This is a genomic window from Polyangiaceae bacterium (assembly GCA_015075635.1).
Lineage (GTDB): Bacteria > Myxococcota_A > Polyangia > Polyangiales > Polyangiaceae > JADJKB01.
Window position 1 is genome coordinate 3,383,193 of record JABTUA010000001.1, and the last position, 19,783, is coordinate 3,402,975.

The 19,783-nt window shown below is 71.1% G+C and carries 20 protein-coding genes; 13 read left to right on the forward strand and 7 right to left on the reverse strand.

Annotated features, from left to right (window positions below):
* Positions 1 to 6: 6 nt before the first annotated feature.
* Positions 7 to 1,041, forward strand: a complete 1,035-nt coding sequence (locus HS104_15400; GenBank protein ID MBE7481352.1) for an aminotransferase class I/II-fold pyridoxal phosphate-dependent enzyme — start codon at positions 7 to 9, stop codon at positions 1,039 to 1,041.
* Complete coding sequence (locus tag HS104_15405; GenBank protein ID MBE7481353.1) at positions 1,038 to 2,123, forward strand: tetratricopeptide repeat protein; 1,086 nt, start codon at positions 1,038 to 1,040, stop codon at positions 2,121 to 2,123. Before HS104_15400 ends, HS104_15405 begins: the two co-directional genes overlap by 4 nt.
* 3 nt (positions 2,124 to 2,126) lie before the next feature.
* Here the strand turns inward: HS104_15405 and HS104_15410 are convergent, their stop codons facing one another.
* Complete coding sequence (locus tag HS104_15410; protein ID MBE7481354.1) at positions 2,127 to 2,528, reverse strand: hypothetical protein; 402 nt, start codon at positions 2,526 to 2,528, stop codon at positions 2,127 to 2,129.
* A 145-nt stretch (positions 2,529 to 2,673) separates the two neighbouring features.
* On the opposite strand from HS104_15410, the gene HS104_15415 reads away from it, so the two are divergent.
* The 6 genes from HS104_15415 to HS104_15440 all read left to right on the forward strand — a co-directional run bounded on the left by HS104_15415 (position 2,674) and on the right by HS104_15440 (position 8,922).
* Positions 2,674 to 3,306 (forward strand): hypothetical protein, encoded by a 633-nt coding sequence (locus HS104_15415; GenBank protein ID MBE7481355.1) that lies wholly within the window; start codon positions 2,674 to 2,676, stop codon positions 3,304 to 3,306.
* Positions 3,307 to 3,386: 80 nt separating this feature from the next.
* A complete protein-coding gene (locus tag HS104_15420) occupies positions 3,387 to 4,652 on the forward strand; it encodes an FHA domain-containing protein (GenBank protein ID MBE7481356.1) in 1,266 nt (421 codons plus the stop codon).
* A 1-nt stretch (position 4,653) separates the two neighbouring features.
* Complete coding sequence (locus HS104_15425; protein MBE7481357.1) at positions 4,654 to 5,856, forward strand: Stp1/IreP family PP2C-type Ser/Thr phosphatase; 1,203 nt, start codon at positions 4,654 to 4,656, stop codon at positions 5,854 to 5,856.
* 13 nt (positions 5,857 to 5,869) lie between these two features.
* On the forward strand, positions 5,870 to 7,345 hold the full coding sequence (locus HS104_15430; protein ID MBE7481358.1) for an ABC transporter permease: 1,476 nt from the start codon (positions 5,870 to 5,872) through the stop codon (positions 7,343 to 7,345).
* The gene (locus tag HS104_15435; GenBank protein MBE7481359.1) at positions 7,342 to 8,238 is read left to right on the forward strand and encodes an ABC transporter permease; all 897 of its coding nucleotides are present in this window, start codon (positions 7,342 to 7,344) and stop codon (positions 8,236 to 8,238) included. Before HS104_15430 ends, HS104_15435 begins: the two co-directional genes overlap by 4 nt.
* Before the next feature lie 42 nt (positions 8,239 to 8,280).
* Positions 8,281 to 8,922: a thioredoxin fold domain-containing protein gene (locus HS104_15440; GenBank protein ID MBE7481360.1), complete on the forward strand. Its 642-nt coding sequence runs from the start codon at positions 8,281 to 8,283 to the stop codon at positions 8,920 to 8,922.
* On the opposite strand, the gene larC is transcribed toward HS104_15440, so the two are convergent.
* Both larC and larB read right to left on the reverse strand, forming a co-directional pair.
* The gene (gene larC, locus HS104_15445; protein MBE7481361.1) at positions 8,919 to 10,280 is read right to left on the reverse strand and encodes a nickel pincer cofactor biosynthesis protein LarC; all 1,362 of its coding nucleotides are present in this window, start codon (positions 10,278 to 10,280) and stop codon (positions 8,919 to 8,921) included. The two genes, HS104_15440 and larC, sit on opposite strands and share 4 nt — an antisense overlap.
* The gene (gene larB / locus HS104_15450) at positions 10,277 to 11,044 is read right to left on the reverse strand and encodes a nickel pincer cofactor biosynthesis protein LarB (GenBank protein ID MBE7481362.1); all 768 of its coding nucleotides are present in this window, start codon (positions 11,042 to 11,044) and stop codon (positions 10,277 to 10,279) included. Before larB ends, larC begins: the two co-directional genes overlap by 4 nt.
* An 86-nt stretch (positions 11,045 to 11,130) precedes the next feature.
* On the opposite strand from larB, the gene HS104_15455 reads away from it, so the two are divergent.
* Together HS104_15455 and HS104_15460 are read left to right on the forward strand one after the other, a co-directional pair.
* Complete coding sequence (locus HS104_15455; GenBank protein ID MBE7481363.1) at positions 11,131 to 11,685, forward strand: hypothetical protein; 555 nt, start codon at positions 11,131 to 11,133, stop codon at positions 11,683 to 11,685.
* A gap of 38 nt (positions 11,686 to 11,723) precedes the next feature.
* Positions 11,724 to 13,088, forward strand: coding sequence for a TldD/PmbA family protein (locus HS104_15460; protein ID MBE7481364.1), 1,365 nt, complete (start codon positions 11,724 to 11,726; stop codon positions 13,086 to 13,088).
* 3 nt (positions 13,089 to 13,091) lie between these two features.
* Here the strand turns inward: HS104_15460 and HS104_15465 are convergent, their stop codons facing one another.
* Entirely contained in the window at positions 13,092 to 14,519 is a 1,428-nt protein-coding gene (locus HS104_15465) for a lamin tail domain-containing protein (GenBank protein MBE7481365.1), read from the reverse strand.
* 75 nt (positions 14,520 to 14,594) lie between these two features.
* On the opposite strand from HS104_15465, the gene HS104_15470 reads away from it, so the two are divergent.
* Positions 14,595 to 14,945 carry an XRE family transcriptional regulator gene (locus HS104_15470; GenBank protein MBE7481366.1) on the forward strand — a complete coding sequence of 117 codons (351 nt, stop codon included), beginning with the start codon at positions 14,595 to 14,597 and terminating at the stop codon, positions 14,943 to 14,945.
* Positions 14,946 to 14,956: 11 nt separating this feature from the next.
* Here the strand turns inward: HS104_15470 and scpB are convergent, their stop codons facing one another.
* From scpB to HS104_15485, 3 genes are all read right to left on the reverse strand, one after another.
* Positions 14,957 to 16,201, reverse strand: a complete 1,245-nt coding sequence (scpB, locus tag HS104_15475; GenBank protein MBE7481367.1) for an SMC-Scp complex subunit ScpB — start codon at positions 16,199 to 16,201, stop codon at positions 14,957 to 14,959.
* The gene (locus HS104_15480; protein ID MBE7481368.1) at positions 16,201 to 16,998 is read right to left on the reverse strand and encodes a segregation/condensation protein A; all 798 of its coding nucleotides are present in this window, start codon (positions 16,996 to 16,998) and stop codon (positions 16,201 to 16,203) included. Before HS104_15480 ends, scpB begins: the two co-directional genes overlap by 1 nt.
* A gap of 185 nt (positions 16,999 to 17,183) precedes the next feature.
* Positions 17,184 to 17,867 (reverse strand): site-2 protease family protein, encoded by a 684-nt coding sequence (locus HS104_15485; protein MBE7481369.1) that lies wholly within the window; start codon positions 17,865 to 17,867, stop codon positions 17,184 to 17,186.
* Positions 17,868 to 17,958: 91 nt separating this feature from the next.
* On the opposite strand from HS104_15485, the gene HS104_15490 reads away from it, so the two are divergent.
* Together HS104_15490 and HS104_15495 are read left to right on the forward strand one after the other, a co-directional pair.
* Positions 17,959 to 19,062: a serine/threonine protein kinase gene (locus tag HS104_15490; protein ID MBE7481370.1), complete on the forward strand. Its 1,104-nt coding sequence runs from the start codon at positions 17,959 to 17,961 to the stop codon at positions 19,060 to 19,062.
* Complete coding sequence (locus HS104_15495; protein MBE7481371.1) at positions 19,059 to 19,781, forward strand: hypothetical protein; 723 nt, start codon at positions 19,059 to 19,061, stop codon at positions 19,779 to 19,781. Before HS104_15490 ends, HS104_15495 begins: the two co-directional genes overlap by 4 nt.
* The last annotated feature ends 2 nt before the right edge of the window (positions 19,782 to 19,783 follow it).

A 19,783-nucleotide genomic window follows, 5' to 3' on the forward strand; every position in this document is an offset into this window, starting at 1 on the left:
GGTCCCATGCCGCCCATCGACCTGCGCTCCGACACCGTCACGCGCCCCTCCCCCGGCATGCGCAGCGCGATGGCGAACGCCGAGGTCGGCGACGACGTCTACGGCGAGGATCCGACGGTGCAGCGCCTGGAGCACCGGGTGGCGGAGCTCCTGGGCAAGGAGCGGGCGCTGTTCGTGCCCTCGGGGACGATGGCGAACCAGCTCGCGCTGCTCTTGCACACGCGGCCGGGCGACGAGGTGGTGATCGGCGAAGGCACGCACTGCGCGCTCTTCGAGTCCGGCGCTGCGGCGGCGCTCTCGGGAGTGCAGCTCGCGGTGGCGGGACGCGGCGGGTTGTTCGACGTCGCCGAGCTTCGAGCCGCGATCCAACCCGACGCGTACTGGCTCCCGCGCACCAGCCTGGTGGTGGTCGAGAACACGCACAACCGCGGTGGTGGCAAGGTCTTCCCCTTGGAGCAGCTCGAGCGGGTGACGAGCCACGCACGGAGCGCTGGGCTCGGCGTGCACCTCGACGGCGCTCGGCTCTGGAACGCGGCGGCGGCCAGCGGCACGAGCCTCGCCGACTTCGCGCGCACGGCCGACACGCTCAGCGTGTGCTTCTCCAAGGGGCTCGGCGCTCCGGTGGGCTCGGCGCTGGTCGGGCCAGCGGAGCTCTTGACCCGCGCGCTGCGCCTCCGGCGCATGCTCGGCGGCTCGATGCGGCAGAGCGGGATCCTGGCAGCGGCGGCGCTCTGGGCCCTGGACGAGAACCTGCCGCGGCTCGCCGAGGATCACGAGAAGGCCCGGGCGCTGGCCCGGGGGCTCGAGGGCGTCACCGGCTGTCGCGTCGCCCCGGAGTCGGTCGAGACCAACATCGTCAACATCGAGCTCGTGGGCCCGAGCGCCGAGACGGTGATCGCCTCGGCCAAGTCCAAAGGGGTGTTGGTCGGCAGCATCGCGCGCTCGACCTTGCGCGCCGTGACCCACCTGGACGTCTCGCTCGCGGACTGCGAGCGCGCGGCGACACTGCTCGCGGCAGCGATCAGCGAGAATCCGGCATGAGACTCGGACGTCTGCTCTTCGTCGGCCTGATCGTGGCAGCCTGCGCGCCCACGCTGCCGCGCTCGTTCACCGAGGCACGAGCCGCGGCCGAGCGCGCCTATGCCGCTGGTCGCTACGACGAGGCCGCGGAGCACTGGAGGACCGCCGAGCAATCGGCCGACCGGAAGCGCGACCAGACCGAAGCGCGCTACCGCCGCGCCGCGGCGCTGCGCCGGGCCGGACGCCACGAAGAAGCTCAGGCGCTCTTGGCCGAGCTCGGCCGCACCCGGCCGAAGAGCTCCCGTGCGGCTCGGGCGGCGTTCGAGCATGCCGACATCGAGATCGAGCACGGCGATGCCGAGCGCGGCTTCGCCGAGCTGGAGCAGGCCATCCGAAAGTACCCTCGCTCCGGGCTCGCGCTGGGCGCGCTGGGGCGGCTGGCGCGCCACCGCGAAGAACGAGCGGGCGCGGACGCGGCCCTGGCGCTGCTGGCGGAGGTCGGCAAGAGCGGCGGCAGCGCCGAGCTCCGGGAACAGGCCCTGTACGATCGAGCACGCTTCTTGGAGAGGCTGGGCCGCGACGCCGAGGCACTGGCGGCCTACCTCGATACGGCGTCGCGCTACCCCTACCCCCGCGGCGCGCTCTGGGACGACGCGCTCTGGGCGGCGTCCCTGCTCGAGGAGAAGCTGGGCCAACCCGCCCGCGCGATCGACCACCTCGAGCGCATGCTCCGCGAGAAGGAGCCGTCGTCACTGAACCAGGGCTCGTACGAGCGCCCGCGCTACGGCGCAGCACGCTTTCGCGTCGCCGAGCTGTATCGCGACCGGATCGGGGACAAGCCGCGCGCGGTGAAGGAGTTCCGCAGGGTCTGGGACGAGCACCCGACGAGCCTCCTGCGCGACGATGCGATGTGGCAGGCCGCGCGCCTGGAACGCGAGCTCGGCCACGCCGACCGCGCATGCAAGCTCCTGGAAACGCTGGTCGATGACGCTCCGGACTCGCGCTTCTCGCGCTGCGCGAACGCGCTCTGCGCGTCGCTCAGGCCCGCGAAGGGCGAATGCCACGCCTACGTCGTGCGAGACCTCGGAAAAAACGAGGACTGAGCTTCACTCGTCGTCGTCTTCCTCTTCTTCCTCGTCCTCGTCGTCCTCGTCGTCGTCCTCGTCGTCGTCCTCGTCGTCGAAGTCGTCGGCGGCCTCCGAGTCGTCGTCTTCCTCGTCGTCTTCGCTCTTCACCTCGGTCTTGAGGTCGATGCCGACCTCGCCGAGCTGGGTTTCCAGGAGCTCGAACAGCTCGTCGACGTCGTCGCCGTTCCACTCGTCGAGCACGTCGGTCAAGAACTCGTAGAAGTCCCCGGTATCGAGGCGCCGCTCGATTTCCTCGACCTGCTCCTCCTTGAAGGCTTCGAGGATGTCCTCGCGGAGCGACTCCGTGTCGCCTTCCTCAATCGCCTCCTGGGCAGACAGCCGAATTTGCCGAGCGGCACGCCTGTCGAGGTAAATGTCCATCTCAGATCAGTTCTCCGAAGACCAGCGACCCCGGCAATAGACGATGGTCGCAAAGCAAGTCAAGGCCGCTCGGGCCATGGCCCCCGAACCAGGCCCAGAGCACCGCCTTCGAGGCCGAATGCTCGATCTGCGATATACCGAAGGCATGCAGCGCTCCGCGATCGCGTGCCTGGTCGTGCTCGCCTGGAGCGCCCCCGCGCTCGCGGACGAGTCCGTGCCGCCGCCTTCGAGCTTCGACTACCTGCAGTACGGCGTCGCGTTTACCGCCGAAACGGTGGCCTCCGCGGGCGACGTCTGCCCGGACACCGCGGTCGATCCCTGCATCCTGGGCTCGGGAGGCGGGCTGGCGCTCCGGGTGGGCTATCGCACCCGTGGCCCCTGGTACGTGGGTGGGGCGTACGAGTCCTCCCGCCACGAGTCGTCGAACCTGCTCCGGCTCGCCATCCTGCAGCAACTCCGGGCGGAGAGCCGTTTCTACCTGGATCAGGGCCGCCGCTTCACCCCCTACGCCGCCGGGGGCGGCGGCGTGGCCTTGTACGGCAACGAGTGGTCGTCCGAGACCGGGGGCATCACGACCTTCCTGGGCCTCGGGTTCGAGCTACAGCTGAGCCGGACGGCTGTGGTCGGCGCCGGGACGGCGTACCGGGCATTCCTGTTCCGCGGCTGGACGGACGCCGCCAACCAGCGCCGCGCCGACCGGTACCTCGGTTTCGGCCTCGCCCACGTCATCGCGCTGGAGCTGGTGTTCGAGATCCGAGACCCCCTGCCGCGCTGGTGAGCGGCATTCCGGGCCCCCGGCCGGCCCGGACTCAACACCGCTCTTGACGTCCTTGTCCCAGCGGGGTTCCGTTGCGCTCCGTGAAGTGTGACCGGTGCGGGCGGGACAATCCCCCGAGCCTCAGGTTCTGCCAAGACTGCGGCAACCGCCTGCAAGCCGTACCGGCCCGCCCGGCGGAGCCCACTCCACCGCGTGGCGTTCCACCCGCCGCGCGCCCAGCGGCACCCGACTTCGACTTCGCCCCGCGCGGCGCCCCACGCCCGAGCGAGTCGCGTTGCGGTCGGTGCGGCGTCACGAACCCACCCGGCTCACGCTTCTGTGCGGAGTGCGGCGCGAGCATCGGCGGCTTGCCCGCAACGGCCGAACCCAGCATGGAACCAGCTCCGCCACCGCAGCAGCCGGTGTTCGGCGCGCCGGTGGTCGGGCTCGCGCCCGCTCTACCGGCCGAGCCGCCTCCGGTCGTCTGCGCCCGGTGTCGGGGCAGCAACGGCGCGCACATGGCGTACTGCCAGTACTGCGGGGGGCGACTCCACGAAGGTCCGGCACGCGAAGCGCCGCCCACCAGCCCGGAGACGCCCGTGAGCCAGCGCGCCGTCCCTTCGCGCCCGCCCCCACCGCCGAGTCGGCCACCGCCCGCGCCCGTCGTGGCCCCCGCGCCGCCAGCTCCCCGGCCGCCGGCAGCACCGGCGCCGGCCCGGCTCATCGTGGTCGCCCAAGACGGCAGCCCCGGGCGGGACTACCCGCTGTCGCAGAGCGTCACCGACATCGGCCGGAGCGACGGCGCCATCCTCTTGCCCAACGACCCGTATGTCTCCCCGCGCCACGCCCGGATTACCCGCAAAGATGGCCGCTTCTTCATCCGCGACCTGGGCAGCACGAACGGGGTCTTCGTTCGTCTCCGGGCACCCGCGAGGCTGCAATCTGGGGACTTGGTGTTGATCGGGCTTGAGGTGTTAAGGTTCGAGCTGGTGACCGCCGCTGACAAAGGCCTGGGCCCCGCGATGGACGGGGACACCCAGGTTTTCGGATCCCCGATGCTGCCCCGCTACGCCCGCCTCTCTCAGCGCACCGTCGAGGGCGTGACGCGGGACATCTACCATGTCTCCAAGGACGAGATGGTGGTGGGGCGCGAAGCAGGCGACATCGTCTTCACGACGGATCCCTTCATGAGCCGGCGGCACGCCTCGTTCACTCGGGAGCGCGACGGCTCGTTCACGCTGAACGACCTCGGCTCGTCGAACGGCACTTACCTCGCGATTCGCGACGAGGTCGCCCTCGCGGACGGCGATCACGTGCGGGTGGGGCAGCACCTCTTCCGGCTGGAACACAGCCGCGGTCAGAGCTGAGATGGCGGAAAGGTCCTCGGAAATCCGCCTGCATGTCTTCGGTCGCACCGACGTCGGACAGATCCGCGAGCACAACGAGGACAACTTCCTCGTCGCGGATCTGACCCGGAAGAGCCGCAGCCTGCTCGAGTCCGACCGGCACCAAGTGGTCGGGGCCCGCGGCACCGTGCTCGGCGTGTGCGACGGCATGGGCGGTGCTGCGGCTGGCGAAGTCGCGAGCCAGCTCGCTGTGGACATCGTGTACGAGAAACTGGCCCAGGGGGACGCACCCGGCGACCGGGACGAGCTCGCCCGCCGACTGGTGCAGTCGGTCGAAGACGCCGGCATGCGGATCTTCAACGAGGCGCGGGCCGACCGCACGCGGCGCGGCATGGGCACCACGGCAACCGTCGCCGCGCTCCTGGACGACCGCCTGTTCGTGGCCCAGGTCGGCGACAGCCGGGCCTACATCTTGCGCAAAGGCTCGCTCGTGCAAGTCACGCGGGACCAGTCCTTGGTCAACCAGCTGATCGAGGCCGGGCAGCTCACCGAAGAGGAAGCCGAGACCTTCGAGCACAACAACATCATCCTGCAAGCGCTGGGCACCGCTGACACGGTGCAGGTGGACCTCACCTATGTCGATCTGCGCAAGGACGACACGCTGCTGCTCTGCTCCGACGGGCTCTCGGGGATGATTCGCAACGACGAAATCCGCGAGATCCTGACCACCGTGCCGGACCCGCTCGAGGCCTGCAAGGTGCTCACGGAGCGCGCCAACCTCGCCGGCGGTCACGACAACATCACCGTCATCGTCGCGCGCTTCGACGGGGACTCGCTCCAGCCCCCGGCCGCGCAAGACGTGGTCAAGTACACGAAGTACGCCCTCCCGGACTCGGGCGCGGAGTCGGGCGCGCGCGCTTCGGTCAAGTCCGTCGACGACATCGCGGTCGGCCCGCTGTCGGACGAGGCCCAGCGCGAGTCCCGGCGCCTGAAGGTGGGACACACCCTGGTCGGCATGACGACGCCGGTGCTCGATCTCGAGGCACAGGCGGGGGAGCCGGCGCCTGCCGCGCCGCGCCACCCCTCCAACCCGCCGCCGGTCTTCAACCTCGACGACGAGCCCGTCCAGATCCCGACCACGGGTCTCCCGCCGTCTGCGGTCGGCGCGCTGGTGGTCGGCGCGTTGCTCGTGGTCTCGGTGATCGGGTTCTTCCTGTTGCGCTGAGTCGAGTCGAGCCATGCGCCACGCGCTCCGGCGGATCCTGTGGATCGTGCCGACGCTGTTCGTCATCTCGCTCGGGCTGTTCTGGCTTCTGTCCGCGGCCTTGCTCGCCGAGCCGGGCGCTGGCAACGCTACCCCGCGCTTCTTGAACATGCGCCCCTCCAGCGTGCGGGACCTGGCGCTCGGCGCGATGCGCAGCGTCGCTGCCGACGACGACAACGCGACTCTGGCACGGCAAGAGCTCGTCCGTCTCGGCGGCGCCGCGCTGCCCCACGTGCTGCCGGCACTCGACTCGCTCGACCCGCGCGGCCGGTCCCGGGTGGCGCTGGCCCTTGCCCCCGTGGGGAAGCGCATGAACGTCGGCAGCGCGGAGGAGCGCGGCTCACCGGAAGCAGCCGTGCTGTTCTGGACGCGCTTCTGGCAGGACCGTGCCATCGAGTTTCGGCCGGCGGTGGTCAAGCGCGCGGTCGCGCGCCTGGCGGAGAAGTCCACCACGGGAAGGCGCGAGGACGTCCAGCAGCTCGACACGTTCGCGTTGCCCGAGTTGCTCGGCAGCATGCCGCCGGTGGACGGCCCGGAAGACGTCAAACGCGTGACTCGCTTGGCAGCGGCGGCCGCGCGCATCACCGACCGACCCGGGCGCGTCCCGAAGGACGCCAGCGTGGAGGAGACTCGGGCGATCGTGCGATCGTGGCAGAGCTGGTGGCTCGAGCACCGCTCGAGCTACGTCACCCACGACGGCGCGGAGCGCGTGCTGGCGATGGTGAGCGAGACCCAATACGGGCGCTGGGCACAAGGTGCCGCCGTCAACCGGCTGGGAGTCAGCTCAGGCGGCGAGCCGGTGCTCGATCTCTTGGCCGCCAAGGCGCCGCTCACCGGCTGGCTCTTGCTCGTGGGGCTCACCGGCGGCTGGTTGGTCGGAATCGTCACAGGACTCGTGGGCGCCGCCCGCGCGCACCGCCCGCCGGACTTCTTGACCAGCGCCGTCGCCGTGCCCATCGCGGCCTTGCCGGTCACGCTCGGCGCGGTCTGGGTTGCGCCCGGCGACGCGCCCAGAGCCGCGCACGTCGCGGCAGCGCTGCTGATGATCTTGGCCTCCGCGGGGCTGGTCTCGCGCTATCAGCGCAGCGCCACCCGCGTGACGCTGGATCAGGAGTACACGCGCACCGCCCGGGCTTTCGGCGCGAGCCCATGGCGCCTGGCGCGCTGGAGCTTTCGGGCCTCGAGCGCCGCGGCGCTGTCGCTCGCTGGCTCTCACCTGCCCCAGCTGGTCACCGCCGCATTCGTGCTCGAGCACGCATTCGGCCTGAATGGCGTTGCCGCGACCACGCTCCACGCCGTCGCCGCGCGCGACGTTCCCTGGCTCATGGCGGTGTCACTCTGTCTGGCAGCGACTCTCTCCTTGACCCAGATCTGGAGCGACGCGCTCATGGGTGTCCTGGATCCACGCGTCCGTCTCGGGTTCTTGCGCAAGCGAGGCGCGGCGGAATGAGACGGCTCGCGGTGCGCATCGCGTCGACCCTGCTCGCGCTCTTGGTCCTCTTGGCAGTGTTCGCCGACCTGATCGCCTCCGACGCGCCGATTCTGGCCCGCTACCGCGGCAGCTGGCTGGTGCTGCCGGTGGTCACCGAGCCGGCGCTGTTGGCACGCATCGACCGGGCCGAGCTGGAGCAAGGCGGCGTGATTTGGGCGCCGCTGCGCGCCAGCCCGACGCGCGACGCCGCCACGCCGCAGAGCGGGACCCAGCGTTGGGCGCAAACCGTGCACGGCGCTCGCAGCGTCGTCGTGACCACGCTCGGCGTGCTCGCCCTGGCGCTGGCGCTGGGGGTGCCGATCGGCGCCCTGGCGGGGCGCGGCAACTTCGCCGACGCCCTGCTCAGCCGCGCGGTCGAGCTGACGGGCGCCCTCCCTTCGTTGATCTTGGTCGCGGCGCTGCAGGCCGGACGGGTCGCGCCGAGCTGGCTCGCGTTCGTGGTGATACTCGGGGCGCTGCGAGGGGTCGAGGTCGCCAGGCTGGTCCGTGGCGAGGTGTTGCGCGTCAGCGGCACGGAGTTCGTGCTGGCCGCGCGCGCCCTGGGTGGTTCCCCGCTTCGCGTAGTGGTGCGTCACGTCTTGCCTCACGTCTGGGGACCGGTGATCGTCAACGCGACCTTCGGCGCCGCCGCAGTGGTCGCGCTCGAAGCTGCGCTTTCGTTCGTGGGGCTCGGCCTGCCCGACCCGGTCCCGAGCTGGGGACGATTGCTCGGCCAGGTCGGCAGCGCCGGCGCCTGGCCCCTGCTCGGTCCTGCTGCCGGCATTCTCGGCACCACCGTCTGCCTGTACGTGGTCGCCGACTTCCTCGACGATCGCGTGTCCGCGCGCCGCGGCGCAGCGAGTCGGGTCTGAAGCCTTGCGAATCCGGGCGCCTCGATGAATATTGCACGCCCCATGGCGTTGAAAGCGGTCACCGAGCGGGATTTCGAGCAGGAAGTGCTGGCGAGCGAGCTCCCGGTCCTGCTCGAGTTCGGCGCCGAGTGGTGCGGGCCGTGCAAGGTCGTCGCGCCGGAGCTCGAGGCTCTGGCTCGGGAGCTCGAAGGCAAGGCGAAGGTGGTCAGCGTGGACATCGACCGCTCACCGATGCTGGCGCGCGAGATGGGCGTACAGTCGGTCCCCACCTTCGTGGTGTTTCACCAAGGCAGGCCGGCGAATGGTCGCGTCGGCGCGCTGAAGAAAGCCCAGCTCCGGGAGATGATCGAGCCCTTCTTGCCGCGCGCGGCGGGCGCGCTCAAGCCCGAGGAGGTCGGAGCGCTCCTGGCGCGCCGGCAGGTCAGCGCGGTCGACACGCGAGAAGCCGCAGCCTTCGCCCGAGCGCACCTCCCCGGTGCGGTCAACATGCCGATCGAGGAGATCCGCACCCGGCTCGCAGAGCTGCACATGTTGCCCGGCGCGCCCGTGCTGTACTGCCGCAGCGGGGACAAGACCAAGGAGCTGGCGGCGGAGCTCGCGGCACAAGGCATGCCGGTGAGCTTCCTGGACGGCGGGCTTCTGGCGTGGGAGGCGGCGTCGCTGCCGGTGGAGCGCCCGGATTAGATCTTCGTGAGCGCCGCGCGCAAGGCCTCGGCCAGGACCTCGCGCACCGGGACGCCAGCGCCCTGGGCCGCACGCGCGCAGGCGTCGAACTCGGGCTTGACCTGCGGCGGACCGTAGGGCCCTTCGCTGATCTTGACCGGAATGGGGCCGAACCTCGTCTCCACTTCGAGCATGCGGCGGGGGCGCTCGAGTCGGTTGGCGTCGGTCCAGCGCACGCCGATGGTGCTGGTCTCGCGCAAGAGCACCTCGGCCACGCGCGTCTCGGAGCCGCGCTCGGCGAGGGCCGAGAGCGTGAGTCCCGGTCGCCCCTTCTTCATCGTGATCGGCACCGCCCAGGCGTCCCGCGCGCCGGCCGCGAGGAGCGCCGTCAACGCGTGTGCCGCCAGCTCGCCGGTCATGTCGTCGACGTTGCACTCGACCAGCACGTGGCCGCCGCCGTCCGGCGTGCGCGCGGGGGGAGCGCCGAGCACGACCCGGAGCGCGTTCGGCCGGTCGGGCAGCTCGCGGGACCCCTTGCCCCAGCCGATGCGCTCCGGCGAGAGCTCCGGCCAGCGGGCGAAGCGCTCGGCGACCGCACCGACGATGGCGGCGCCCGTCGGCGTCACCAGCTCCGCGTCGATGCCCGCGTCGTAGGTCGGCACGCCGCGCAGGCACTCGACGGTGGCCGGCGCGGGCAGGGGCAACACGCCGTGCCGACAGGTGACCGAGCCGCGCCCCATCGGCAGCGGGCTCGAGACCACGCTCGCGCCGATGTGGGCGATGCAGGCGGCCGCGCCCACCACGTCGACGATGGCGTCCACGGCGCCGACCTCGTGGAAGTGCACGCTCGCGACCGGCACGCGGTGCACGCGCGCCTCGGCCTCGGCCAGGCGGAGGAAGATCCGGCGCGCCAGCGCCTCGACGCCGGGGTCGAGCCCCGCGCGCTGGATCAGCTGGTCGATCTCCGAATGGGTCCGCTCGCGTCCCTGCGGGTCGAACTCCACGTCGAGCGCCGTTGCTCCGATGGCGCCGGCCATCCTGGGGTGCGCTGAGACGCGGACACCCGGGATCCCGAGCCGTTCGACGGCGTCGTGTACGACTCCGAGCGGCACGCCGAGATCGATCAGCGCGGCCACGGTCATGTCCCCGGCGATCCCGGCGAAAGCGTCGAGGAACAGCGTCTTGCCGGTCCCCATCCCGCGGGCGAGCGGCTCGTGCTCGTGCTCGTGTCCGTGCTCGTGTCCGTGCTCGTGTCCGTGCTCGTGCTCGTGCTCGTGTCCGTGCTCGTGCTCGTGCTCGTGTCCGTGTCCGTGCTCGTGCTCGTGCTCGTGTCCGTGTCCGTGTCCGTGTCCGTGTCCGTGTCCGTGTCCGCCGCTCACGCTGCGCCTCGCTCCCCGGCGTTGACCAAACGCAGGACCGCCATCGCGGCGCCGAAGCCGTTGTCGATGTTGACCACCGTCACCCCCGAAGCGCAGCCGGTGAGCATGCCGAAGAGCGCGGTCAGCCCGCCGAACGCCACGCCGTAGCCGACCGAGGTGGGCACGGCCACGATGGGGCCCCGCACCAGCCCACCGACGACGCTGGGCAGCGCGCCCTCCATCCCCGCCACCACGATCACGGCGGGAGCGTCCCTGAGCGCGGGCAGCTCGCCGAAGATGCGGTGGATCCCGGCCACCCCGACGTCGAACACGCGCTCGAAGGGGATGCCGGCCATGCGCAGCGTCTCCGCGGCCTCCTCGGCCACGGGCAGATCGCTGGTACCGGCAGTGACGATGGCCACGGGTCGCCCCGGTCGCGCCACCACCGGCTGGCTCTCGTGGGAGAGCACGCGCGCAGTCGGCGCGTGGCGAAGCTCCGGGACACGCGCCAGGATCTCCGGCACTTTCTCCGGGTCCACGCGCGTGACCAGGACGTTCTGGCCCGCTTCGATCAGCCGACGGGCGATGCCGGCGATCTGCTCGGCAGTCTTGGCCTGACCGAGGATCACCTCCGCCATGCCCATGCGCAGCGCGCGGTGGTGATCGACCCGGGCGAAGCCCAGGTCGGAGAAGGGTAGATGCTCGAGCTCGCGCACGGCAGCACCGACGTCGGTCTCGCCGGCGCGTACGCGCTCGAGCAGGGCTTTGAGCCGATCCGGGTCCATCGAGTCCGGCAGTCATAGTGCACGACCCCGCCTGCGTCGACCGCGGCCGATGACGGCAGCGGGCCGGCGTGCAATCCTCCGGCGCCGTGCCCGCGCCCGCCGCGCCCTTCTTCGGATTCTTGCTCGGGGCGGCCTTCGCGTGGGTCGCCTCGGAGGAGCTCACGCGCGACGGCGGCGTCGCCTCGCGCACCCTGACCGTGATCGCCTTGTTCGGCCTCCTGGTCTACGCCCCCATCGCCGGGTACCTCTTGGCCTTCGCCCCCGACTGGTCGTACGGGTACGTGATCGACAGCCAGCGCCTGCCGAGCGCGGTGGACACGGCTTGGGTGCTGCTCGACGCCGCGAGCGTGCCCGCGGGCTTCGCCCGCGCGGCTCGTCACGCCCGCATGAAGCGCAGCGGGCCCATCGTGCGCCTGATCGCCTTGCCCGCCGTCATCGCGTTCGGGCTGGTGCTCGCAGTGCTGCCACGCCTCGGCGTCCACGCGACCTACGCGCAGTACCATGGGGACTTCGGCACGCGCCCAGTCTCCGGCAGCCCGCTCGGCTTCGCGCTGCTCTCGATGACGCTGATCTTGCTGGCCGGGACGGCGGTGACCGTGGTCTGGCTCAGGCGCTCGAGTCGCGCAGCTCGCCGCGATTGACTCTGGCCCGAGGTCCCTGCCAGGCTCCGACCCGCCGAATGAGGAACGACGACCGCGAAGAGCTGCTCGCCCTGGCCACGGGACTGGTGGAGCGAGCCCGCGCGCTCGGCGCCGACGTAGCAGAGGTCACGGCCCGCGCCGGCTGGGAGCTCAGCGCCAAGGTCCGACTCGGGGAGCCGGAGCTGGTGGAGGAAGCCGGCCATCGCGGCGTCTCGCTCAGGGTCATCAAGCAGCAGCGCGTCGCGGTGACCTCCACCAGCGATCTGTCCGAGGCGGGTCTCGCCCGCTGCGTGAGCGACGCCTTGATGCTCGCCGAGCTGTCCGAGCCGGACCCGTTCGCAGGGCCCGCCGATCCCGCCGACCTCGCGCCCCGCCCGTACCCGGATCTCGACCTGTTCGACCCGGCCGTGGCGGAGATCACCGCCGACGTCGCCGTCGAGCGGGCGACCCGGGCGGAGCGGGCGGCCCTCGACTTCGACCCGCGCATCACGCTGAGCGAAGGCGCGACGTTCTCCCGCACCGTGGGCTCGAGCGCCCGGGTCATCTCCAACGGGTTCTCCGGCGCGCAGCGCGGCTCGTACGCGTCGCTGGTGGTCTCGCCCGTGGCGGAGGACGAAGGCGGCAAGCGCCGCCGCGGCTTCCACTGGAGCGCCCGTCGCCACGTCGCCGAGCTGGACGACGACACCGCGGTCGGTCGCGAGGCCGCCCGCCGGACGCTCGCCAAGCTCGGCGCGCGCAAGGTCCCCACCTGCGAAGCCCCCATCGTCTTCGACCCCGACGTCGCTCGGTCCCTCATCGGCACCTTCGCCGGCTGCATCATGGGCGGGAGCATCTGGAGAAAGTCCAGCTACCTGGTCGGCCGCGAGGGCAGCAGCGTCGCCAGCCCGCTGGTGACGCTGATCGACGACCCGCTGATCCCCCGCGCCCCCGGCTCGCGCCCCTACGACGGCGAGGGACTGCCGTCGCGGCGCAACGTGGTCGTGGACGGCGGCGTGCTCCGCACCTATCTCCTGGACTGCTACAGCGCGCGTAAGCTCGGCTCGAAGAGCACCGGCAGCGCCGCCGTTTCCGGCGGCTCGATCGGACCGAGCACCAGCAACTTCATCCTCTCGCCGGGACAGCTGAGCCGCGAGGAGCTGATCGCCAGCACCGAGCGCGGGCTGTACGTGACGGAGATGATGGGCTTCGGGTTCAACGCCATCACCGGCGATTATTCGCGGGGAGCGTCCGGGTTCTGGATCGAGAACGGCAAGCTGACCTTCCCCGTCAGCGAGGTGACCGTCTCGTCGAACCTCGACGCCATGCTGAAGAACATCGACGCCGTGGCCAACGATCTCGAGCTCAAGACCAGCACCGCCGCGCCGACGTTCCGCGTGTCGAAGATGACCATCGCGGGAACGTGACAGTCAGTCGGCCAAGGCGTTGGGGGCGCCGGGCGACGCACCGGGAGCCGCGTGGTGCCCGAACCCACTCGCGTCGTCGTCCAGCGTCCAGGTCTTGCGGCGCGCCACGCTGACGCCCGCCTTCGGCTTCGGCAGCGCCGGGAACTTGCTGATCAGCTGACCCCCGGCGCGCAGCGCCAGGGCCTCCCCGCTGTTGGAAAGGCCGTTCTTGCCGAGGGCGGGCACTCTGAGGAGCTTGGTACCCTGGGCGGGCGCCGGGTCGGAGCTGCTCGCGGGATCGTAGTCGTCGCGAACGATCAGCGCGAAGCTGCCGGGGGCGAGCACGAAGGCCGGGAGCTCGACCTTTCCGCCACCGTCTTCGAGCGAGAGCGTGGACAGCTCCACCGGGATCGTGCCGTCGTTGTAGAGCTCGACCCACTCCTGCGCTGGCTCGGCACCCAGCGGATTGGCGAACACCTCGCTCAAGACGACGTGCGGCAGCGCCGGCCCGGTGGTGAGCAGCAGCTGACCTCGCGACAGCTCGGCGAAGGCATCGCGGACCCAATACGAGACGAGCTCGGTCGAGTTGGGCGCGAGCCCTCGCAGCACGAGCTTCCCGCCAGGGTCGAGCGGCTCGAGCCAAGCCCCGGGCTCGCCCGAGACGGACCAGAGCGTCGCGGCCTCGGGCGCACGGACGACCGCGCGATCGTCGGCCACCGCGATGCAACCGGGACCGAACGGCAGCTCCGGCCCTGCACAGTCGAGGGGCGCCGGCTGCACATGCGCCGCCGCGGCCGACAGCGCCGCCGGCTCGAGCGAGCGTCCGAGGACCGCGAGCGGCGGCACGAGCGGCTCCGCCTGAGTCACGCCTGCGCTGGCCCTGAGGCTCACGCAGCCGCTCCCCGGCTCGGGCGCGGCCCAGACCGGCTGATGTCCCGGCTCCAGGAGGGCCTCCTCCGCTCCCGCGACGCTCGGAGCGAGCTCGCCGCAGAACAGCCAGAATTCGGCGGAGCCGCCGGCGTCGAGCGGCGGCCAAACCCGCCCGAGAGGTGGCGCAGCGTCCGCGACCACCTCGAGCCGGGCGATCAGCCCGAGCTCGGGGCTGGCCACGCTGTACACCTCGGCTGGCGCCAGGACCGAGAGCGGGCTCAGCACGAGACTGTCGGCGTCCAGCCAGCTCTGCGCCGAGACGATGCGCGCGCTCAGCGTCTTGGGCAGCTCGCGCTCTCGGAGCTTGCGCAGGTGGTATTCGGACAGCTCGCCCCGGATCACGAGCGCCTCCTCGTCGGGCGGCGTCAGGAAGAAGCGCGAGACCGGCTGGATGCGCCCGGCCTGCTCCGGCGGCTCCACGCTCAACGTGAACGGCGGAGCGGCGGAAGGAGGTTCCCGCTCCGGCAAGGGCGCACGGCACGCCCAGAGACACCCCAGGCACAGCAACGGAAAGCGACGCATGAGCTGCCTGTCGGTCGGGTCGAGGCGCGAGTTGCGGACTGATTTCCCGAGCCCCGATGTGATACACGGAGAGCCGTGTCCCCGGAGGAGCTCAAGGCGCTGCAAAAGGAGCTCGGGATCTCCGCCAGCGAGCTGGCGCGAGCCCTGAAGGTGGAACCCAAGACCGTCGTGCTCTGGGAGTCCGGGGAGCTCTTCCCGACCAAGCGCCACGTCGAGTTGATGCGAGAGCTGCGCGAGCGGGGCCGCGACGCTTTCCCCCGAGCGCCCCGCGGGAAGAGTCGAGGCGTGACCGGGATGGCGCGCCTCTCCGACCCGAAGCTCTGGGAGTTGGTGCGCAAGCTCGCGGCGCACCCAGGCTTCTTCGACCAAGTCGCCAAGCTCGCTGAAGAGCTGCCGGATCCGGCCAAGAGCGACGAACAGGGTTAGCCCCTGCTCACTCAGTCGTCGTCGTCGTCGTCGTCGTCATCGTCGTCGTCGTCATCGTCGTCGTCGTCGTCGTCGTCGTCATCGTCGTCGTCGTCGTCGTCGTCGTCATCGTCGTCGTCGTCATCGTCGTCGCCGGGGCCACCGGATTCGTCGTCGTCGTCGTCATCGTCGTCGTCGTCGTCGTCGTCGTCGTCGTCGTCGTCCTGTTCCGGCTCGACCTCCGCGCTGGCGGGCGGCAAGACCGACTCGGTCCGCTCGTCGTCCTCGGAGTCCTGACCGTCGTCCAGGTATGCGGCCTGCTCGGCGGGCGGGAGCACCGAGTCGGTCGGCTCACCCGCCTCCGGCGGCACGCTGCCCGAGAGGTCGATCGGGCCCTCTGGAGCGTCTTCGCCGATTTCGCGCTCGAACACCGAGCGGGACTCCTCGCTGAGCTCGGTGAACTCCTTGAGCGTGGGCAGGTCCCGGAGCGACTGCATGCTGAACAGCTCGAGGAACGCCGGCGTCGTTCCGTAGAGCATGGGGCGCCCCGGCTCGTCCTTCTTGCCGAGGATCTTGACCAGGTCCCGCTCGAGCAGGCCTTTCAGCACCGGCCCCGAGTCCACGCCGCGGATGTCGTCGACCTCCGGCCGCGTCAGCGGCTGCCGGTAGGCGATGATGGCCAGGGTCTCGAGCTGTGCACGCGACAGGCGAACCGGGCGCATCGCGATGAAGTTGCGGACGTAGGTCGCGTACATCGGGTTCGAGCGCAGCACGAGACCTCCGGCCACCTCCTCGATGCGGACGCCCCGCGTCTCGTTCTCGCGGGCGAGCTCCGCCACCAGCTCTTCGGTGCGCTTTTTGTCGATCTTGGCGGCTCGCGCCAGCTCCTTCGTGGTCAGCGGGTGGTCGCTGACGAAGATCAGCGCCTCCAGCAGCCCCTTCAGGAACGCGCGGGTGTCCTCGACGCTCGCCTCGTCGACGGCGGCGCTGTCCTCGCTCGACGGAACGACGGGTTGGGCCGTGGCTTCGGGCTCGTCGCTCTCGAGCTCCGCTGCCGGCTCTTGCTGGAGCGGCTCCGGCTCCGGCACGGGGAGCGCTTCCGGCTCCCCACGCGGGCTCTCCCCGCTCTCCGGACTCGGCTCATCGCTCACCTCGGGCTCGAGCGCCGGCGTGGGCGTCTTGGCCGAGCGAGCGCGCTCGTCGCGCTTCCCTCGTCCCGCGGCCGCCGGCTTCGGGCGGGAGCGCTCGCGCGCCTTCGCAGAGTTCTTCCTGGCCATCAGTCGCTGTCCTCTCGCTTCTCTTCGTCACCGGGTTCGGAGCTCTCCCTCGAAGCGGGCTCCTCGAGCTCTGGCTCCTCCGCCCGAGGCGCGGCTGGAGGCATCGATCCCCCTTCCCCCATGCTGAGCGTCGCGGCCTCTGCCATGGCCGCCGCCTCGTCTTCGCGCACGGCGAGCTCGACGAAGATCGGCCCCAGCGCGCTGTCCTGCGACAGACGCGTCATGCGCAATCGCGTCATCTCGAGTAGGGCCAGGAAGGTGACGACCAGCTCGGCGCGAGTCTTCTGCCCTTCGAACAAGTCCTCGAAGGCCAGCCGCTCGCGCTCGCGCAGCACGTCGGCCAGCTGGTTGATGCGATCGCTGATGCTCAGGCGATCGAGCTGAATCTCGTGATCGATCTGCGTCTTGGCCCGGCGCAAGACGCCCTGAAAGGAGTCCAGGAGCTTGAACAAGCTGATCGGCGCCAGCGGGGCCTGTCCCTCCGCCTGCGGACCGGCCAGCCCGCGGCCGAACACGTCGCGCCCGAAGATCGCCCGCCCGGCGAGCTGCTCCGCGACCAGCTTGTACTTTTGGTACTCGAGCAGGCGCCGGACCAGCTCGAGCCGCGGGTCTTCCTCCGGCTCTTGCTCTTCGTCTTCGACCGCGCTCGGATCCGGCGGCAGCAGCATCTTCGATTTGATGTGGGTGAGCGTCGCCGCCATCACGAGGTACTCGCTCGCGATGTCGATGTTCAGCTCCTGCATCAGCATGATGTATTCGACGTACTTCTCCGTGACGAACCCGATGGGGATGTTCATCACGTCCAGCTCGTGCTGCTGGATCAGGTGCAAGAGCAGATCGAGGGGACCCTCGAAGTTCTCGAGCCGCACGCGATAAGCGTGGGCCCCGCGTTCGGCAGCGAGCTCCTCCGCCAGGCGGCGTGCCGCGTCGGCTTCCGACTCCTCGACCGGCGCCGCGGCGGCGGGGTTTTCTTCGGGGGCGCTCACGACAGGGCCCTCACCCTGAGCCCGAACAGGCTCTCGAGCCCGCCGCTCACGACGCGCATCGGTTGCAGGATGAGCAGGCTGCGCAGCGTGTCGTTGTAGAGGATCAGCAAGAGCAGCAACATCGACAGCGGGGCGATGGTCTCCTGAAGCGAGTCGAGCCGGCGCGGCAAGAGCCGGCTGCCGTCCAGCGGGGGGATCGGCAGCAGGTTGAACACGAACAGGCCGACGTTCAGCACGTACATCGCGCGCAGCAGATACACCAAGGCGCCCCGGCCGTCCTGCGCAAACGCCATGCCGGGGCTGGTGCGGGCGATCAGCGCCAGCGCGGCCACCGACAGCGTCGCCAGCGCCAGGTTCGAGAGGGGACCGGCGATGGCCACCAGCGCCATGCCCGTGCGCATGGACACCCGTCGCGTGAAGCCCGTCGGAGACACTTGCACGGGACGCGCCCAGCCGATGAACGAGAAGCCGCCGAACAACACCGAGGCCACCGGCACCAGGATCGTCCCGAACACGTCGTAGTGCTCGAGCGGAGACAGCGTCAGGCGCCCCTGGCGCCGCGGCGTGTCGTCCCCGAGCTTGTCCGCCACCAGGGCGTGCGCGAACTCGTGCACCGAGAGCGAGAGCACCATCGGCACCAGGTTCAGGACGATGTTTCGGATCAGGTCCGGCGAGAGCACGAGCGCTGCCGTATAACAGCCCCCCTGGCCGCCGAAAACCGCCCCGCTGGGGCGCGACGAATTCGGCCGCCGGCGTGCTACCTTCCCGGTGATGCCAGCGCCCGACCGGGTCTGCTCGCGCTGCGGCGCGCGCTACGACGGCGGGGTCATCTTTTGCCCCGCCGACGGCACGCCACTCGGCGCGCGGGCCCTCCCCGTCGGAGAGGACCCGTATCTGGGCCTCACGCTCGAAGCGGATCTGCGCCTCGAACGCCTGGTGGGCATCGGCGCCATGGGGCGCGTGTACCGCGCGCGCCTCGGAGGCCGTGACGTGGCGGTGAAGATCCTGCACCGCGAGCTCTTGAAGAGCCCGAACGTGGTCGCGCGCTTCGAGCGAGAGGCGCGCATCGCCGGCCAGCTGGCTCACCCCGGCGTGGTGCAGGTGCTCGGCACCGGCCGCGTGCCCGAGCTCTCCGCCGACGTCGGCGGGGAGGGCTACTTGGTGCTGGAGTACCTGGACGGAATCTCGCTGCGTTCGGCGCTGGCCGCCGCGGAGGGCGCGCTCCCGCTCCCCCGTGCGCTGCACGTCTTGCTCCAGATCTGCGACGCCGTGGGAGAGGCCCACGCGCGCGGCATCGTGCACCGAGACATCAAGCCCGAGAACGTGATGCTGGTGCAGCGCGGTGAGGACCCCGACTTCGTGAAGGTGCTCGACTTCGGCGTGGCGCGCATCGAGCGCGCTGACGCCTCCTTCGCCACGCAAGCCGGCTCCATCTTCGGGACCGCGCGCTACGTCTCGCCGGAGGGCGCGCAGGGCAAGACGGCGACGCCCGAGAGCGACGTGTACTCGCTCAGCGTCCTGCTGTTCGAGTGTCTGTCGGGGCGCACGCCGTTCGACGGGGACAGCCCGGTCGCCATCTTGATCAAGCACACCAACGAGCCGGCGCCCGACGTCCGCAGCGTGCCCCGCGCCAGCTACGTGCCGGAGCCCATCGCGACGATCATCGCCGAGAATCTGAGCAAGAGCCGCGAGGGCCGCGCGCGCGACGCCCGAGAGCTCGGGCGGAGGCTCGCCGACGCGGCGCGACGGAGCGGCGTCCTCGGAGCTACCGGGCGCGCGCTCGCGCTCGCGAGCATCGAGCGCACCAAGCAGCTCCCGCTGGGAGCGGACTCGCCGCCGTCGAGCGACAGCGCGAAGCCCGGAGGCTCCGGGTGAGGGCTCGAGTGACGTTCGCGTTCTGGGCCGTGGCGCTCGCGCCGCTGCCCGCGCTGGCGCACGAGGCGGGACAGCCGCACCCGAGCGGCTCGGTGGTGGGGCACGACCGCCTGACCGGCATGGCGGAGTTCGGGCTCGGCTGGCTGCTCCTGCCCGGCGCGGAGGTGTGCGTGGAGCCGAGCATCGCCGGCTGCAGCCGCGGCGACTCGAGCCTCGGGCTCGAGGCCTGGCAGCTGTTCCGGGCCACGCGCTCCTTCGCGGCGGGCGCGGGCCTCTTGCTCGGCCTCACACCCACCACGGACGCCCCGCGCGAAGACCCGCCGGGAGTCTCCCGAGACCACACTCGGCGCTACTTCACGGTCGAAGGCACGGCGCGCTACTACGCGTTCTCCAGCGCGACGTTCGAAGGTTGGGCTGGCCTGAGCAGCGGACTGGTCGTCGTCAGCGATCGCTTCGAGTCCACCGAGGGGCGCACCGACAAGGCCTTGGTAGGCCCGCGCGGGGTGACCATCCGGACCGAGGGCTACACGGTCGGCATGGCGGTCGGCGCGGCGTACCTGTTCTCGCCCGCGTGGTCGTTCGGGGCGGCAGTACGCTACGGCAGCTGGTTTCTGCCGGAGAAGCCCGCCAAGTCGCCCTTCGGGGACGAAGCCTCGCTGCGTGGGCAGGTGAACCTGTTCAGCTTCGGGATCAACGTGGCGTATCGCGTGCCGCTCTAGCG

Bases quoted from the DNA above. Each gene is read 5' to 3' on its own strand.
- HS104_15400 (MBE7481352.1), top strand. From the start codon at position 7: ATGCCGCCCATCGACCTGCGCTCCGACACCGTCACGCGCCCCTCCCCC.
- HS104_15405 (MBE7481353.1), top strand. From the start codon at position 1,038: ATGAGACTCGGACGTCTGCTCTTCGTCGGCCTGATCGTGGCAGCCTGC.
- HS104_15410 (MBE7481354.1), bottom strand. From the start codon at position 2,528: ATGGACATTTACCTCGACAGGCGTGCCGCTCGGCAAATTCGGCTGTCT.
- HS104_15415 (MBE7481355.1), top strand. From the start codon at position 2,674: ATGCAGCGCTCCGCGATCGCGTGCCTGGTCGTGCTCGCCTGGAGCGCC.
- HS104_15425 (MBE7481357.1), top strand. From the start codon at position 4,654: ATGGCGGAAAGGTCCTCGGAAATCCGCCTGCATGTCTTCGGTCGCACC.
- HS104_15430 (MBE7481358.1), top strand. From the start codon at position 5,870: ATGCGCCACGCGCTCCGGCGGATCCTGTGGATCGTGCCGACGCTGTTC.
- HS104_15435 (MBE7481359.1), top strand. From the start codon at position 7,342: ATGAGACGGCTCGCGGTGCGCATCGCGTCGACCCTGCTCGCGCTCTTG.
- HS104_15440 (MBE7481360.1), top strand. From the start codon at position 8,281: ATGGCGTTGAAAGCGGTCACCGAGCGGGATTTCGAGCAGGAAGTGCTG.
- larB (MBE7481362.1), bottom strand. From the start codon at position 11,044: ATGGACCCGGATCGGCTCAAAGCCCTGCTCGAGCGCGTACGCGCCGGC.
- HS104_15460 (MBE7481364.1), top strand. From the start codon at position 11,724: ATGAGGAACGACGACCGCGAAGAGCTGCTCGCCCTGGCCACGGGACTG.
- HS104_15465 (MBE7481365.1), bottom strand. From the start codon at position 14,519: ATGCGTCGCTTTCCGTTGCTGTGCCTGGGGTGTCTCTGGGCGTGCCGT.
- scpB (MBE7481367.1), bottom strand. From the start codon at position 16,201: ATGGCCAGGAAGAACTCTGCGAAGGCGCGCGAGCGCTCCCGCCCGAAG.
- HS104_15480 (MBE7481368.1), bottom strand. From the start codon at position 16,998: ATGAACATCCCCATCGGGTTCGTCACGGAGAAGTACGTCGAATACATC.
- HS104_15490 (MBE7481370.1), top strand. From the start codon at position 17,959: ATGCCAGCGCCCGACCGGGTCTGCTCGCGCTGCGGCGCGCGCTACGAC.